Origin of the sequence: Alcanivorax sp. (genome assembly GCF_051117345.1) — a bacterium.
GTDB lineage: Bacteria > Pseudomonadota > Gammaproteobacteria > Pseudomonadales > Alcanivoracaceae > Alcanivorax.
The window spans coordinates 1-16,489 of record NZ_JBNPEC010000189.1; the positions used below are offsets into that span (position 1 = coordinate 1).

Consider the following 16,489-nt stretch of genomic DNA (forward strand, 5'->3'; position numbering starts at 1 on the left):
GGGAATAACTGCTGCGGCTTGCCCACCGGGGCTGTGCGGAGATAGACACTGATAGCAACGGCACTGAGTCCTTCTGCACGCATGCTTTCCGCCGCCCGGGCAGCGAAGTCACTAACCGCCTGGCGCACCGCTGCCAGCGACGCCACCGGCTCACCGAAAGAGCGGGAATGAATAATCTGCTGACGCGGTTCCTGCCGGGCCTCCAGAGGCAGGCAACTCTCGCCGTTCAACTCCCGCACCACCCGTTCCTGCACCACGGAGAACCGCTTGCGGATCAGACGGTAGTCGGCACGGGCCAGATCCAGAGCCGTCTCGATCTGCATATCATTCAGACGCTGCCCCAACCGCCGGCCGATCCCCCAGACCGCCGAGACCGGGGTACGCGCCAGCAGGCGCTCACGCCACTGCGGATCCGTCAGCACCAGCACACCCCCGGTCTGCGGGTATGCCTTGGCGGCATGATTGGCCAACTTGGCCAGGGTCTTGGTGGGTGCCACCCCCACACACACCGGCACACCCACCCATTTCCCCACCCGTTCGCGTAGCGCCAGCCCCAGCGGGTGAAGCTCCTCAGGTCGTATCAGGGACAGATCCAGAAAAGCCTCATCAATGGAGTACACCTCCACCGCCGGCACCAGAGTCGCCAACGAGGCCATCACCCGCCGGGAGATATCCCCGTAGAGCACATAGTTGGAGGAAAACACCGCGACCCGATGCTTGCGAATCAGATCCCGAGCCTCAAACAATGGCATGCCGGTTTTCACTCCCAGCGCCTTGGCCTCGACAGAACCGGCCACGATGCAGCCATCATTATTGGACAGCACCACCACCGGACGCCCAGCCAGATCCGGGCGAAAAACTCGCTCGCAGGAGGCATAGAAACTGTTGCAATCGACCAGGGCAAACATGGCACTCACCGCCGGGACCGAGCCACCGGTCGGTGTGCATGAAGGGAAAATGTCACCACACCAAACAGCTCCCACTCCTGATCCGCCAGCGGTATCGCCGCATACCTGGGGTTACGTGGCATCAACATGGGCTGCGGCCTCAGCTGCAATTCCTTGACGGTAAACTCCCCATTCAGCGACGCCACCACCACATCGCCGTGGGATGGCTCCAGGGAGCGGTCCACAACCAGAATATCGTCCGGGAAAATTCCCGCTTCCAGCATGGAGTCCCCCTCTACCCGAAGCAGAAAGGTGGCTTCCTGCTGGCCAATGCATAGCTGGTTCAGATCCAGCGGTGCCTCCATATAGCCCTGGGCCGGGGACGGAAAACCGGCAGCAACACGTTCGGCGAAAAAAGGCAGCGTAGTCATGGGACACCACAGGAAAGATAACGATGGAGCCATGCTACCAAATACTGTCTTTATGTACAGTTAAATGACATTTCCACACCATCGATACCGGCACTGACAGAACACACAGCAAGGTAACAAAACGCAAAGAAAGGCATATCCAAACGCCGCCATGGCTGCCTTAGGGTTGGATTAACAATGCCGTCATCGGGGTGTAGTCATGATGCTTGAAGGTAACCCAGGCTGGATGTCCGACTTTCTGGAAGAAATGGGGCTGCCGGCCAGCGCCGCGTTTCAGGGCTATGTGCTCTATCATCGGGAAAGTGACAGCTTTGTCGCCGATGCACCTGACCCCTCCCGTCCCCACTATGTGAAGCCTTGTGCCTGGGCTCACCGCTACCCTTACATCATGCTGGCACGGGACGCTGCCATGGACATGGAGGATGGCATGCAGGTGCAGGTGCTGTTCCGGCTGGGCGGACAATTTCTTGCCTACCCGATCTGAAAACACCGGGTCCGGAAAAACAAAAAGCCACCCGATGGGTGGCTTTTTTTGATATGGAGCGGGTGAAGAGAATCGAACTCTCGTATGCAGCTTGGGAAGCTGCCGTTCTACCATTGAACTACACCCGCTTGAACAACCGGCAATATAGTCAAAAGCATGCGCCTTGGCCAGCGCTGATGTGGGCAGATACGCCATCATGACGGGTTTGGGGTTACACTGCGGGGCAGATCAGAATGACAAAGAGGAGCATGGCCATGCCAATGGCATTTGTGAGTGGGGCCCGGGGGTTTCTCGGTGGACACATCGTCGATCAGCTGCTGGATAAAGGCTGGGATGTCACTGCAGTCATCCGGCCACGCAGTGATGCCGCTGCCCTTCAGGCCAAAGGCGTTCAGGTGGTGCAGGCGCCGCTGGACAATGCCACCGAGCTGGCTCTGGTGATGCCGGCAGCGCCGAATGCCGTCTTTCATGTGGCCGGCAATACCAGCCTGTGGCGACGTGGCAACGCGCAACAGTACAGAGATAACGTACTGGGCACACGGGCCATGGTCAGCGCGGCACTGAAAAACGTGGCGGGCCGATTTGTGCATACCTCCTCAATCTCCGCCTGGGGCATTCAGGACACCCCCATCAACGAACAGACGCCCTCCAATGCGGCCAACGACTGGATCGGCTACAACCGCAGCAAGTACCTCGCCGAGCAGGAAATAGAGAACGGTATCCGCCAGGGCCTCGACGCGGTGATACTGAATCCCTGCGGCATTATCGGCGCCGGAGACACCCATAACTGGTCGCAGATGATCCAGTTGATCCAGGACGGCAAGCTGCCGGGGGTGCCGCCGGGCGGGGGTAACTTCTGTGCCGTTGAAGAGGTGGCCAAGGCACACCTGGCGGCGCTGGAACACGGCCAGTGCGGCGAGCGCTATATCCTGGCCGGAGTGGAAGCCAGTTTTCTGGAACTGGTGCAGACCATTGCCGGGCAGCTTGGTAAAAAAGCGCCGACGCGAACCGTACCTCCGGCGGTATTGAAACTGGCCGGACAGCTATACCCCATCGGCAGCCTGTTTACCGGTAATGAGCCTCGGCTGACACCGGAAAAAGTGGCGCTGGTCACCAGCCGGGTGCATGCCGACGGCAGTAAAGCCGTCCAGGAGTTAGGCTTTAACGATCAAGTGCCACTGGCCACCATGATCGCAAACTGTATTCACTGGATGGTGCAGGAAAAACGCCTGTAAGAACGAAGTGGGTGGTTCGCCATGCACAAGCATGGCGCCTACAGAAAACCGTTACCGGGAAAAGACATCTGCCCGGCAATGCCCTTTTCCTGATTTAGACCACCGCCCGGTATACCCGAAAACGCGTGGTTTCCCCTGCCACCTGCACATGGGAAAAGGCATCGTCCAGCCACTGGACATAAGGCAGCTCGCGGTTCGCCACCAACCATAACACCCCGTCCTTGTTCAGATAAGTTGGCGCCTCGGCAATCAATCGTCGGGTGATATCGGTGGTACGCTGGCGCCGGTCATGGAACGGCGGGTTGGTCACGATCATGTCCACACGACCAGCAAGCGGAGAAAACAGATCGCCGCCAGTCACACGGCCCTGCAACCCGTTGCGAGCCAGACTGGCAGTTGTCGCCGCTACCGCACAGGCACTCACGTCCACCGCCTGCACCTTCCACCCCTGGCTGGCCAGGCTGGCACTGATCACACCCGCACCGCAGCCCATGTCGATCATGCTTCCCCGTCTGGGCAAGCGCTGTTCTGTCATCAGATCCAGCAACAACCGGGTGCCCTCATCCAGGCGGCCATGACTGAACACGCCCGGGTAGCTGACCACCTCCAGGTCGCCCACCGGTATTACCTCACCCCAGGCAGCCAGGGTCTGTGTTTCTCCCGGTTGCAGCTGCCCGCTATACAGCTTGCAATGGCGGGCACTATCCACCAGCACCGCATCATCCACATGTACCTGCAAGTGTTTCAGCGCGCCACGAATGCCGCCCTTCGCCGGCCCGATCAGCCACAACTCCACCGGCTGACTGATTTCTCCTGCCAGCCAGTTGAGCAAAAACCGCAAGCGATCGAGGGATTTGGGCAGAGGCAACACCAGCAAATCCACCTCAGATGGCACCGTCGGTGCCGCCGCCCACTGCTGGGCGCCCACGGTGAAGTCATCCGCATGCAACTGCACCTGGGCATCCACATCCAGGCTTTTCAACGCCGGATCATTGGCATCGACCACCAACACCTGACGGCCCGACAGAGCGTCAGCCTGGCGCAGTAACAATTGTGTCGTATTTTCCATAGCAGCAAGCCCGAACCGGCGGAGTAAAGTGCGCCGCAGTATAGAGCAGCAGGCGTTTTCATGTCAGGCATAACGCACTCTCAGCCTTTTTTACCAGCCTGCAAGTTTTACACATTCACCACGCCAACGAGTCCACCGCCCCTGTAGAATTGTAATGTTGACCCGACGATGTGGAGGCTCAAATGGTTGGCGCTGCACCCTGCATTCGCGCTGTAGTACTGTTTAGCTGTTGTCTGTTTTCTTCGTTGGTAGTCGCCGCTACGGATAGCGGCGTCTTCCGCCAGGCACTGGACGCAGCACGCAATGATGACTGGAATACCCTGACCCGACTGGAAAAACAGCTGGGCGATAATCACCCCCTGCAAGCCTATCTGGATTTTCATCGGCTGCGGGCGGCTCTGCCAGACCTGGCCCCGGAAAAGATAAACGACTACGCCCGGCGCTATCCCGATTCTCCGCTGCCAAACGACATTCGCCAGCTGGCCAACGTGGCCTATGGCAAGGCGGAAAAATGGGGCGCCTTACTGGCCGTCAACAGCAGCGAACCCTCTGCCACCGCACGTCAGTGTTATTACTACCGGGCCAAATTGTCCAAAGGTGACGACAGTGCCCTGCAAGCCGCTGCCGGCATCTGGGCCAGCGGCCAGTCACGCCCCAATCAGTGTGACCCGCTGTTTGACCAGGCCCAGGCCAGAGGCGTGATTGATGATGCCGCAATCTGGGAAAGACAGCTGCTGGCCTTCAAGGCCAACAGCCATGGCCTGGTTCGCTACCTGGGCAGGAAACTCAAGGATACGGATTACGACACCGCCAGTGACTGGCTGGAAACCCTGTATCGTCATCCCGACAAAGTGGACAACCTGCCCACCAACATCAAACCGGAACAGCGTCAGCAACTGCTGGCCGCCGCTATACATCGCTGGGCCTACAAGGACACCGTTGAGGCACGGCAATGGTTTGATGACCACAGTCGCCGTCAAGGTCTTCGCGATGACGCCATGCGGCAAGAAGCCGGCCGTCGCATCGCCTGGTATTCCACCATTCGTGGCATCGAAGAAAACCGCCAATGGCTGGACAACTGGTTGACCGTCAATCCGGATGCGGAGCTGCTGGATCAACGTGCCCGCCGCACCATCATTGAACAGGACTGGCACGGCGCGGAAAGGTGGATCACCCTTTTACCTGACAGCGAACAGCAGGATTCCCGCTGGCTCTACTGGCGCGCCCGGGCACTGGAAGAACTGAACCAGCCTGATCAGGCCCGTGCCCTCTACCGACAAGCCTCCAGACACAGAAACTTTTTTGCCTTTATGGCCGCCGACCGCCTGGGCGAGCCCTACCATTTCTCCAATGCCCGGTTGCAAGCGGCAACGGATTTCACTCCTCCGCCGGCTATCAGCCGTGTACGCCTGCTGCGCGAGCTGAACGAGGATTACGCAGCCCGCCAGGAGTGGCTGTGGCTGATGTGGCACAACGATGATGCCAACGTCCGCCAGCTTGCCCAGCATGCGCTGGAGCAACACTGGTACGACCTGGCGGTACAGGCATCCATCCAGGCCAAGGCCTGGGATGTACTCGCCTGGCGTTTTCCGCCTGCCTATCAGACCGAATTCGAACAGCAAGCCGAAAGACATGACCTGGACCCATGGTTGGCCATGGCCGTGGCTCGACGGGAAAGTGCCTTCAATCCCCAGGCCCGTTCACCTGTCGGTGCCATGGGCCTGATGCAACTGATGCCGGGCACCGCCCGCAAGGTTGCCAAAGACGCCAACCTGGGCCGCCCCACCACCAATACCCTGCAAAACGCTGACCTGAATATCCAGCTCGGCAGCCGCTATCTGGCGGAGCTGCTGGACGAATTCAAGGGCAACCGGGTACTGGCCCTGGCGGCCTATAACGCCGGCCCGCATCGGGTGAACAACTGGCTGGGGGAAGAAGACGAGGCGGTGCCCGCCGATGTCTGGATTGAATCCATTCCCTTCCGGGAAACCCGGGATTATGTTCAGGCTGTGCTCACCTATCGGGCCCTGTTTGTAGGGCTGCACGACAACCAGGCACGAACCTCACAACTGCTGACCGAAAAGGAAAGCCAGGACCTGTATTCGGTGTCCATGCTGGATTGAAAATATATGAGCTTCTAGCTACGAGCTTCTAGCTTCTAGCTTCCAGTAAAAGAACCCGTTTTTGGGTTTTTACTCGCAACTAGAAGCTCGTAGCTAGTAGCTGGCTTCTTCTCAATCCAGCTGCCGGATGTGATAGTCCAGCCGGGCACGAGCATCGCGGGTGGTAAGGAGAGTCGTAGCTTCTACCCTTCTGCGCAGATGAATACTGCGGGCCGGTTCCCGGGTAAAAGCGATGATGGCATTGTGGCAGTCACTGCATGACAAGCGGAAACGGCTGGCATAGCCGCCCATGGCGCCATCCGTGGCTGCTGGACTTTCCCGGTATTCCTTCCAGTCACCAAAGTTCATCACCAAGGTACCACTGGCCGACAAATTATCCGCCAGGCATTGCAGCCACGGCTTGTCCGCCGGCACCGCCCGGCTGACCTGCTCATTGCTGGGAGCAAACAGGTCTTCGATGATCAGGTCGAAGGGTTCTCCCTGATAGGCCCGCAGCCATGCCTGGGCATCGCCCTCATGGGTCTCCACGCCGAAGGACTCCATGCCGAATACCTCCCGCGCCACTTGCAAATGGGCAGAATCAAGCTCTACGGCAACCAGCGTATCCGGGTTAAGTAACTGGCGAATGGGCGGAATCAGTGACCCGCCACCCAGGCCCAGCACCAGCACCCGGCGGAATCGAGAAGGCTCGTGTAGCAGGGCCGGCAACCAGAGCAGATCCCAGACGCTGCCGGTAAGCAGGCGTTTGGGATGAAACTCGGAGTGTTGCACGCCATTGGCATAAAGCCGCAGGGTTCGACCGGCACGGCGCACTTCGTAATGCACTCCCTGCAGCTCGGTTTTCCAGATTAGCGCCACACTTATTTTTCCAGGGTCAGAGTCAGGCCTGCCACTTTGCCATCGACGTTGGTTTCGTTCAGGAATACCCGATTCTGTTCAATGCCCAGTGTCTGCACCAGCACCGCCTTGGCATTTTCTCCTCGAAGACGTGCCAGCTCTGTGAGCTGTGCCCGGTCCAGGGCCTTGGCATCAGTTGCCCGCATGGTCTCCCAGGCAGCCTTGGCCAGTACCGTTTCACGTTGCTCGTCATCCTCGGAAAGCGCGCTGCTGACCAGACTTTCCACGTCACGGTCGGTGCTGGATTCATAACGGCGAATCAATTTTCGACGCCATTTCTTTTCCAGCAAGGCGTTATCAATACCCGGCCAGTCCTCGCCAGCCACGTCACGGCCAATGGCTTGCCCGGCCAGCGCGGTGCGATCTGCTGCATTGGTCGTGCCGATCAATCCCACCCGCAGTTGGGGACGTTCAGTGAGCACCTTGGCAAGGGCATCCAGCGCAGAGGCCGTATCCGCTTCAACGTCTGCCAACCCCGGATCAAACGCGATGTTCTCCAGATTTTTCCCGCCGGCCAGCGCCGACAATACGGAAAACGGTGCCGTCGCCGCCTTGACCACCACATTGCTCAACACCTTGAGCACCATGCCCCCCACGCTAAAGCTCGGATCATCCAGGTTGCCGGCCATGGTGACCGGCAGGGTAATTTCACCGGACCGGTTACGCAGCACAGACAACCCCAGTTTGACCGGCGCCTTCACCGCCTGCTCGCTAGGGACCTTTTCACCCAGGTAGAACTCATTGGCGAGAATGTCCGTGTCGCTGCTGAGCTGATTATTATCAATGGACACGCCGGTCGTCACGCCGAGCTGGCCCTTTTCCACCTTGTAGCCCAGGTACTGGCCGGTATAAGGGGTGAGCCCGGTCATCTCATAGTTTTTCAGAGACACTTTCAGGTCGGTAAAGAGAGGCTCCGGTGTCAGAGACCCTTTGATGCTCAGCGGCGCATAACGATCTACCTGGGCATTCAGATCGATCATGGCCTTTCTGCCCGGACGGGTATCTAGATTGCGCAGGTTTCCGGAAAGCTGGTACAAACCAATGCGGAAATTCGGGCTGAGCGAGAGATCTTCATGGCGAATCTGGCTACCCACCAGACGCACCCGATCCACCGTCACCTGCCAGGGCTCACGCTGTTCTTGCGCACCGCTGGCATTGCCTCCCCCTACCGCTGCGGAAGACGACATGCCAGCCTGAATCCGTGTAGCCACATCCCTGCCCTGAGCATCCACCCGGTTAGCCATATCCATTCCGGTGAGTCCCACCTCGCCGATACGCACGGTCTGATTCGCTGTACTCAGTGACAGATCCGTAACACTGCCCTGGTTTATCTTCAGTAGTGAGTCACCATTTTCCAGCAAACTGAAGTTTTCCAGAGACGCATTGGCGCTGACCGTCACATCGGTATTTTCGCCTTTCACGTTGGCCTGGGCATCCAGCGACAATAGCCCATCGGCCAGCGCCAGTGGCACCTCACGCTCCAGCCAGGGCGAAAAGGGAGTCAGCGGCAGGCCTTTCAGGGCAGCCTGAGCGTCAATACGCAAGGGCGTCAGAGTCCCCTCGCCGGAATGCGTCAGGGTGCCGCTTTTCTGGATGCTGCTGTTGCCTTGCCAAGTGAACGTAGCCGGCTCACCCACAATCAGATTTTTCAGCGTCAGCTGCCCCTCTGACAAGATCAAGGTCTGCGCCGGTTTCAAGGTGCGGTCGGTAAAGCGCAGTCCACTGCCGTCCACCTGCAAGGTATCCAGGCGCACGATCCAGTCAGCCTTGCCTTCCTGCACCTTCTGGGCCGCCTGTTCGGCTTTTTCCTTTACTTCCTCCACCCGTTCTTGAGCGGCTTCCCGGTCCGCCGGCAGAAACAGCGTCGCCAGGTCGATACCCTGCTCATCCAGCACCACGCCCAGCTCAGGGTCAGTGACGGTCACGTTGGGAACTGTGACCTCCTGGGCCAGGGAATCAAGCGCCACCCCCTCAACACGGACTTGCGGCAGCGACACGCTGGGGGAGTCTTCACCGGGCTTGAGCAGCTGAAGTTGTCGTAATACCACCTGGCCATCGCTGAGCACTACCTTCGGTTGCGGCTCCGCATCAAAATGATAGGCGGTTTCCACATCCAGTTCGCCGGACGGCACGGTAAAGCGTACTTCGTTCTTGAGCAGCCGCGCCAAGGGCACCAGGTCTACCTTTTCCACACTCAAGTGGCCCCGCGCGATGAAGGGGGTGAATTCGAAGCGGCCCTGCCAATCCAGTGCGCCACCGTCCGGTCCTTCCAGACGAATCGCGTAGTCGTTACTGTCTTCGGCTTTCCCCTTGGTAGAGAAGTTGCTCACCGTGAAGGCCAGCGGCAACACCAGGTTTTCCGGCTCGTCGCCGGTGGCCTCGGTATAGCGCAGATCGCCGTCGGTAAGGCTGAGGTTGGCAATGGAAATGGCCGGCAAACCAGGCTCTTCCTGCTCCGGCTCCAGGGCTTGCTCTTCCGGCGCCTGGGCAAGTTGCTCCTGGATATGGGTCAGCAGATCATCAAAGTTGAAGGTATTACCGGGGTTACGCTGGGCACGCACCGTCAAGGCATCAAGCATGACTTCATCAAAATGCCAGCTCCAGCGGAACAGGGAAGACAACTCAAAATTCACATACAGCTGGTTGAATCCGAGCAACACCTCGGTCTGGTCATCCTTGATGGAGAAACCATTTACCGTGGCGCTCAGCACCAGAGGGTTGATCTTCACCTCCTCAATGGTGACTTGCCGACCGGTCAGATCCGCCAGTGCCTGGCTGGCATTATCCCGGACCAGTCCCGGCGCCAGGAAAAAGCCCAGCAAGGCGTAAAGCAGATAAAGGCTGGCCAGAATAATCAGGGTTTTCACTTTCCAGCTACTGCTTTTCCAGGCCTGTAACACCTTCACATCTATCTCCCTTTCAAGAGGCTGCGATTTTGACGCCATGGTAGCAGTTGCGCGCCCCACTGGCGCCCCAAACCCATTGCGCCGCCATGACGGCTATGGAAAATGGGCGCATCTTGCACAGGAGCCCTGCCATGAGCGACAACTACCTTCTGAACATGTACGAAAAAGCCCTGAAGCTGCCCGCCGGCCGCAAGCTGTTTTCCATGGTGTTCAGCCGCAAAGCCCCCTACTTCGCTACCATTACCCCGACCATCAGCGAACTTCGCCCCAATTTCTGTGAGGTAAAGTTCAAGAAACGTAAAGGCGTGGAAAACCACATCCAGACCGTGCACGTGATTGCCATCTGCAACGCACTGGAGTGTGCCATGGGCGCCATGGCGGAATCCTCTGTGCCCAAGCACCTTCGCTGGATTCCCAAAGGCATGGACGTGAACTACACCGCCAAGGCCACCAGCGATATTACTGCCACCGCCGAAGCCAATCCGGAAGACTGGAAGCCCGGCAACCTGCCCGTCACCGTCAAAGCCATGCGCGACGATGGCACCGTGGTAGTGGAAGGCACTATCAATCTGTGGATCAGTGAGAAACCCAAGAAAGGCAATTGATGGCGTTTCAATAAACCCGGATTTGGTGAAAACCTGAGAAGCCGTGCCCGGACGCCTGGGCGCGGCTTCTTTCGTTCTGAACCCGCAGAGCTCTGACAACCCTCCCCCACCTGCAAAGATGACGCTACACTGTCGCCGGGAAAAGGGGAAACCACATGCTTATCGTACCCGTCGGTGACAAGGAAGCGCGCCGCACTACGCCGTGGATCTGCATTCTGCTGATCTTGATCAATATTGTCGTCTATGCCTGGACCACTCACCATGATCTGCAAAGAGACGACCCGCTGACGCCAGAACAGGCCAATCTGCTGGCCGATTATGAAGTGGACTTGCTTCTGCAGTGGCTATCACAGCAGGACAGCAGGACCTATGCCGATGCCGTGGCCATGAACGACAAGGGCGCGGATTTCATGATGGCCTACGGCTGGTACGATCAGGCATTCGCCCTGCATGTTCACCAGTACTGGCAGCAACATCCCCCTGCCAACCAGTGGCGCCAGCTTCGCAACGACCTTGAAGCCTGGCTGAATCAGCAATCCACTATTCGCTGGGGGCTGGTTCCCAATGATCCCGGCCTGGCCACCCTGCTCAGCTCCCAGTTCATGCATGGTGACTGGTTCCACCTGCTGGGCAACATGCTGTTCCTGATCATGTTCGGCATTGCCATGGAACGGCATTGGGGTGCCCGGCGTTTTCTGCCTGCTTATCTGCTTTGTGGCATAGGCGCAGGCCTGATGTTTATCGCATCCGCTCCGGACAGCGGCATTCCGCTGGTGGGGGCATCCGGCGCCATTTCCGGTCTGATGGGACTGTTTGCCGGTACTTTCCGACTGCGCAAGCTGGAGTTTTTCTACACGCTGGGATTTTTCTTCGGCAGCTTCCGGGCTCCGGCACTGGTGCTGTTTCCGGTATGGCTGGGCTGGGAACTGATACAGGCGGCGACAATGAACAGCAACGTCGCCTATATGGCCCACGCCGGCGGCCTGATAACCGGGCTGGCTCTGGCTTTCCTGCTTCCCTTCACCGGCCACCCGAACCGGCAGAAAGGCACTCAGCCCGACATGGACGGAGACGACACCCCGGTTCCTGCAATCTGCCAGCAACTGGCCGAACAATTACGCTTTGACGATGCCCAGTCCCGTTGCCGCCAATGGCTTGCCAACCACCCTAAAAGCCGCCCTCTGTGGTTTTTCTTCCTGCAGATGGGCCTGCGCCGCAAGCAGCTGGATGCGGCGATGAAAGAAGCGCTAAAAACCTTGAGCCAACGCCGGGACAGCGATGCCCTGCTGGGATTGCTATGGCAGGAATACGAATTTCTGGGCGGTGATATCTACACCCTGCCTCCCGCCCACCAACTACTGCTGGCCGAACTGGCCTGGCGCCAACAGCGTGGCAAACGGGTGCGCGAGATTGTGCAGGATCTGGAAAAGAAACAGTGGCAACACCCCCGCCTGGAGAGGCTTAGCCAGCGGCTTTAAGGCGCTGGAACACTTGCCGGGCTTCGCAGGATTCCTCACTCTCAAATTGATCAGGAAAATGCTTTTCCACGAAGCCCAACAACTTGCCAGATCGGATCAAATCCCCGTCCAGCTCCATATAAAGTCGGGCCAGCAGCACGTAGGCCTCGCCCAACAATGGGAATCCCGGCGCCCGTTGGTGCAGGTTTACCAGCAAATGCCGGGCTTCTTTCAATCGCCCTCTTTCGTACAGCGCGCGGCCCAACGATAGCGTCAAGCTCCCCTCTTCCTCAAAGCGGAATCCCGGCTGTTGCTGCTGGGTTTCCAGCCAGATCTGTACAGCGGAACCATCGTTGCCATTGGCAAATTGCTGGCGGAGAAAACGAGCAAGATGCGTACGCCAGGGTTTGTCCTTTTCCAGCAAACGCAGCAGACGCAGTCGGCGCCAGTTCAACTCCTGGTGCATTGGGGCGGTATTGAGGCCACGATTCACCACGCCCAGCGCATCGTCAAAACGCCCTTCCTGAGCATAGACATGGGCAGAACCCAGGGCTTCTGCCACATCATAATCATCAGCGGCCAAGGAGCGCCCTCGGGGTTCATCTTCTGCCAGCCCCAGCTCGCGGGCCTTTTCATTGAGCATGGCCCCCATCATGGCAGAGGCAACAATCGTCGTATAAGTCGAAAACGCGGTACCCAGAAACACCAACACCTGGAAATCACTCTGGGTTTGCAGTAACGAGGGAGCGGCTGTCACCGCCATCACGGCAAACCACAAAAGCAGATAGGACACCCCGACAGTGATCACCAGCTGTAACCAGCGCAACGGGTTCAACGCCATTCGCAGAGATCGGCTCACTGCTAGAATCATCACTGCCGCGGGCAACACCAACGCAGCCAGGGCCAGCAACCCCATGGCCAGAACCATGGATGTTGAAACCAGTAACAGGGGTACCGTGAACAGTGTAATCAACAGGACGATCTGCTTGACCAGCAAGCCTCCTTCGGACATCACATCCATCGGGGATGGCGGTACCCAGTCATTGCGGGCGACCTCCGCGATCACAACCAGCGAATAAACAAACAAGGTGAGAGCCAGAAACAATAACAACAGGCCCGTCAGCAGCCCCAGAGGCAACACACTGGCAATGCCCAAAGACAGAATCAGCCATAACGCCGGAGGCTTCAGCGGGTATTGCAGAATTTCCCCGGAGCGTTGCCAGAATGGCGTTCCAGGCTCACCGTCGCCCTGCCAGTCCAGCTGTTTGCTGCACAACACACAGCGCGGCAGACCAGGGCGGAAATTCTCTTCTCCACCCGGCACACACTGCCCACAAAATCGTTTGCTGCACCCGGAGCAATGCCAACTCCCTGGCTTCTTCAGGTGATAATTACAGGCTTCCATGTCACTCCCTTTCCCTTCCCTACCGGCACGTCATTGTGCCGTTCTCATTTCCCTGATGAATAATGCTGCCCTGACAGCAGCGTCGCCAATCAGATCTGTCTGCTCAAGACCACTGCGCTTTAGTGGTCGAAAATCATGATCCCCATGTGGCAGCCAGTGTAAATGGATGGCTTGCGGCAAACCATAACTGGCCACCTCCTGCGGCTTGCCGAAGGGATCACGTTCACCCTGGCAAATCAGCATGGGGACAGCCAGGCATGGCAGATGATCCGTGCGGGTTTTCTCCGGTTTTCCCGGTGGGTGAAACGGATAACCCAACGCCACTACTCCATGGATAGGCGGGCAGTCTGCTTCCGCTGCCAGCAGTGATGCCATGCGCCCGCCCATGGACTTGCCACCGATCCAGATCGGCAGATTGTCGTCTGGCAACGCCGCCAGTACGTCCCGGAAGTGCGCTAGCAACTGTGGGGCGCGATTGGGCGGAAACTTTCGCTGTTCCTGGCGACGACGCGCCATATAGGGAAACTCGAACCGGACTACGGAGACCCCCTGACCGGCCAGTGCCTCCGCCATGGCGTTCATGAAGTCACTATCCATGGGCGCGCCGGCGCCATGGGCCAGCACCAACAGCGCCGCTGGCTGCTCGGCCCGGTTCCACAACAGCTCCATCACAGCGCCATCTCCAGCGCCTTGAGCTGAGCCTGCAACGCCGTTTTGAAATCGACCCGAAAAAGATCCAAACCAGGTGCATCGAGTACCTTCTCTACCACCGGTGCCGGATGACTGACAGCCCAGCAACCGATCAAGGTTTGCTGAACCTGCATCAGATAAGTGGCCGCCTTATCGCTGGACAGGCCATAGGCCTGCTGCAGACGCTGAGCCAATCGCGCGAAATGCGTTAGCAGGGACTGTTTGAACTCAAGGGCTGCCGTCTCATCCAGATTCTGTTCCAGCACCGAATGCAGGATCGCTGTGAGCCGGCAAAACAATGGGCGCGCCACCAGCATCTCCGACAAGGCCTGCCACAGTGGCAGACTGTCATCTACTGGCCCATGGCTTACCCGCTCCAGTTCATCCAGGTACAAGCCAAGAAACAGCGCTTCCTTGGAAGGGAAGTAACGATACAGCGCCGCCTTGGTGACGCCGGCCCTACGGGCAATAGAGGCAAGGCTGATGGCTTCAAAACGCTCCAGCTCAAAGAAGGTTGCCGCCGCCGCAAGAATCTGGGCGCGCCGTTCCGCCTTCTGCTCCGGTGAGCGGGCGCGCTGAAAAACACATTCGGCCATTAGGAACCTCTGATTGAATCAGGAATCAGTGCCAGCGTTTTCATCATGCAAGCATGATTTCCCACCAAAATATTACCCAGTCATGACCGTAGGATGGATTAGCCTAAGGCGTAATCCACCACATTCACCACTTCAGACTTCCGGATCGCAGCTTTGTAGGGTCGGTGCACAGAGCCTACGGTCAGAAATCCGCCAGCACAGATTACGCCTGCAGCATGCCTGCCAGTCGGCGGGTAATCATACGGGGCGAGAACTTGCCCATCCACACCAGCAACAAATTTTTCAGACCAGGAATAACAATGGCACGTCGGCGCCCTGCCAGAGACTTTTTCACCACCGCTTTGGTAGTCATGGTGCCGGCCTTGAACAACAGGGTGTCGGTCATGTGGGCTTCGGTGGCAAACTCTGAATCGGTCGCACCGGGGCACAGGGCGCTAACCGCGATACCGTTACCTTTCAGCTCTTCGTGCAGGCCTTCAGAGAACGACAATACAAAGGCCTTGGAGGCGTAATAAATGGTCATGTTCGGGCCTGCCTGGAAGGCCGCCGAAGACGCCACATTAATCACAAACGCATCCTTTGCCTGCTTGAGAGCCGGCACCAGACGCCAGGTCAGATCCACCAGGGCGGTCACATTTACCTGCACCATATCCAGCTGCCGCTGTAGATCCAAATCCGCAAACTGCCCCCGATCACCGAAGCCCGCATTGTTGATCAGGCCGGTCACCACGATCTGCTGTTGTTCCAGTGCCTTTGCCAGCTCGGCCGAGGCTTCAGGCCGGGCCAGGTCCGAAGCGATACAGGCGACCTCGATGCCGTTTCGCTCGCGTAGCTCGCCGGCCAGGGTCTCCAGGCGATCCAAACGCCGAGCCACCAGTACCAGGTTTTTCCCTTCCATTGCCAACTGACGGGCAAATTCCTTACCAATACCGGCGCTGGCGCCAGTGATAACGACCGCTTGCATGCCTTCTCTCCATTAAGTAACCATTGGTCACTAATTTAGACAAAAGTCATCAGCCTGTAAATAACCACTGGTCACTTAACTATAATGCGTCCTCCTGCTACTTCTTGAGGGCCTTGGCTTTCACTGGAATCTTCGCGTTGCGCGCAAAGCTCCAACAGCGCCACCGATTCAGGCCATCCCCTCTGCCACGCCCCAGAGGTTGAGCTGACCATGAGGGCCTGGCGGCACAAAACCACTGCAATCCAGGGATTGCTCTTCGCGGGCCAGCAACCCGGCCCCCTTGCAGGCAGACGCAAAACGCTGGCGCAACAGATGCGCCCAGGCCCCCTGCCCGCTCTGTCGCTGGTGCCAGCGGCTGTCGTAGACGGCACCGCCATGCAGGTCCCGCATCACCGACATCACCTTCTCCGCCCGTTCTGGATAGTGCTCATGCAGCCACTCCTCCCAGAGCGGCCCCACTTCATGGGGCAATCGCAACACCACATAACCTGCCTGCTGAGCACCAGCCTGGGCCACCTGCTCGACAATATCTTCCAGCTCATGGTCATTGATAAAGGGAATGACCGGCGCCACCAGAGCGGTCACGGGTACCCCGGCCCGACTCAACTCACGAATCACCTTGATACGCTCACGGCCACCACTGGCCCGGGGCTCCAGCTCGCCTTTGAGACGGTTATCCAGCGTGGTCCCGGACAACGCCGCCGACCCCCTGCCGTGGCGCGCCATGGGCCCCATCAGGT

Annotated in this window: 14 protein-coding genes, 1 tRNA gene and 1 pseudogene; 5 read left to right on the plus strand and 11 right to left on the minus strand. The window is 58.5% G+C overall.

The annotated features are described in order from the left end of the window. Together ACFE0K_RS12045 and ACFE0K_RS12050 are read right to left on the minus strand one after the other, a co-directional pair. A partial coding sequence (locus ACFE0K_RS12045) for a Y-family DNA polymerase (protein WP_434536293.1) occupies nucleotides 1-908 on the minus strand: 908 nt, incomplete at its 3' end. Between the two features lie 5 nt (nucleotides 909-913). Further along, nucleotides 914-1,318 carry a LexA family protein gene (locus tag ACFE0K_RS12050; protein WP_434536294.1) on the minus strand — a complete coding sequence of 135 codons (405 nt, stop codon included), beginning with the start codon at nucleotides 1,316-1,318 and terminating at the stop codon, nucleotides 914-916. Between the two features lie 199 nt (nucleotides 1,319-1,517). Here ACFE0K_RS12050 and ACFE0K_RS12055 point away from each other — a divergent pair, with 199 nt between their 5' ends. Beyond that, nucleotides 1,518-1,802 carry a hypothetical protein gene (locus ACFE0K_RS12055; protein ID WP_434536295.1) on the plus strand — a complete coding sequence of 95 codons (285 nt, stop codon included), beginning with the start codon at nucleotides 1,518-1,520 and terminating at the stop codon, nucleotides 1,800-1,802. A 54-nt stretch (nucleotides 1,803-1,856) separates the two neighbouring features. Here the strand turns inward: ACFE0K_RS12055 and ACFE0K_RS12060 are convergent. Next, a tRNA-Gly gene (locus ACFE0K_RS12060) sits at nucleotides 1,857-1,930 on the minus strand. A 126-nt stretch (nucleotides 1,931-2,056) separates the two neighbouring features. On the opposite strand from ACFE0K_RS12060, the gene ACFE0K_RS12065 reads away from it, so the two are divergent. Then, nucleotides 2,057-3,037 (plus strand): SDR family oxidoreductase, encoded by a 981-nt coding sequence (locus tag ACFE0K_RS12065; RefSeq protein ID WP_434536296.1) that lies wholly within the window; start codon nucleotides 2,057-2,059, stop codon nucleotides 3,035-3,037. A 94-nt stretch (nucleotides 3,038-3,131) separates the two neighbouring features. Here the strand turns inward: ACFE0K_RS12065 and ACFE0K_RS12070 are convergent, their stop codons facing one another. Further along, entirely contained in the window at nucleotides 3,132-4,106 is a 975-nt protein-coding gene (locus ACFE0K_RS12070; RefSeq protein WP_434536297.1) for a methyltransferase, read from the minus strand. 182 nt (nucleotides 4,107-4,288) lie between these two features. Here ACFE0K_RS12070 and ACFE0K_RS12075 point away from each other — a divergent pair, with 182 nt between their 5' ends. Further along, entirely contained in the window at nucleotides 4,289-6,229 is a 1,941-nt protein-coding gene (locus tag ACFE0K_RS12075; RefSeq protein WP_434536298.1) for a transglycosylase SLT domain-containing protein, read from the plus strand. A gap of 111 nt (nucleotides 6,230-6,340) precedes the next feature. Here ACFE0K_RS12075 and ACFE0K_RS12080 read toward each other — a convergent pair whose 3' ends face one another. Together ACFE0K_RS12080 and ACFE0K_RS12085 are read right to left on the minus strand one after the other, a co-directional pair. Further along, entirely contained in the window at nucleotides 6,341-7,087 is a 747-nt protein-coding gene (locus ACFE0K_RS12080) for a hypothetical protein (RefSeq protein WP_434536299.1), read from the minus strand. 2 nt (nucleotides 7,088-7,089) lie between these two features. Continuing rightward, a complete protein-coding gene (locus ACFE0K_RS12085; RefSeq protein ID WP_434536300.1) occupies nucleotides 7,090-10,032 on the minus strand; it encodes a DUF748 domain-containing protein in 2,943 nt (980 codons plus the stop codon). A gap of 131 nt (nucleotides 10,033-10,163) precedes the next feature. Between ACFE0K_RS12085 and ACFE0K_RS12090 the strand changes: the two genes are divergently transcribed. Beyond that, complete coding sequence (locus ACFE0K_RS12090) at nucleotides 10,164-10,637, plus strand: hotdog fold domain-containing protein (protein ID WP_434536301.1); 474 nt, start codon at nucleotides 10,164-10,166, stop codon at nucleotides 10,635-10,637. A 155-nt stretch (nucleotides 10,638-10,792) separates the two neighbouring features. After that, nucleotides 10,793-12,115 (plus strand): rhomboid family intramembrane serine protease, encoded by a 1,323-nt coding sequence (locus ACFE0K_RS12095; protein ID WP_434536302.1) that lies wholly within the window; start codon nucleotides 10,793-10,795, stop codon nucleotides 12,113-12,115. On the opposite strand, the gene ACFE0K_RS12100 is transcribed toward ACFE0K_RS12095, so the two are convergent. From ACFE0K_RS12100 to ACFE0K_RS12120, 5 genes and pseudogenes are all read right to left on the minus strand, one after another. Continuing rightward, nucleotides 12,099-13,499 carry a hypothetical protein gene (locus ACFE0K_RS12100; protein WP_434536303.1) on the minus strand — a complete coding sequence of 467 codons (1,401 nt, stop codon included), beginning with the start codon at nucleotides 13,497-13,499 and terminating at the stop codon, nucleotides 12,099-12,101. The genes ACFE0K_RS12095 and ACFE0K_RS12100 overlap by 17 nt on opposite strands. Nucleotides 13,500-13,529: 30 nt before the next feature. Next, complete coding sequence (locus ACFE0K_RS12105) at nucleotides 13,530-14,168, minus strand: alpha/beta fold hydrolase (RefSeq protein ID WP_434536306.1); 639 nt, start codon at nucleotides 14,166-14,168, stop codon at nucleotides 13,530-13,532. Next, entirely contained in the window at nucleotides 14,168-14,785 is a 618-nt protein-coding gene (locus tag ACFE0K_RS12110) for a TetR/AcrR family transcriptional regulator (protein ID WP_434536304.1), read from the minus strand. The genes ACFE0K_RS12105 and ACFE0K_RS12110 overlap by 1 nt, the downstream gene beginning before the upstream one ends. 202 nt (nucleotides 14,786-14,987) lie before the next feature. Next, complete coding sequence (locus ACFE0K_RS12115) at nucleotides 14,988-15,749, minus strand: SDR family NAD(P)-dependent oxidoreductase (RefSeq protein WP_434536305.1); 762 nt, start codon at nucleotides 15,747-15,749, stop codon at nucleotides 14,988-14,990. A gap of 168 nt (nucleotides 15,750-15,917) precedes the next feature. Next, a pseudogene (locus ACFE0K_RS12120) lies at nucleotides 15,918-16,489 on the minus strand (PA0069 family radical SAM protein); the annotation flags it as partial.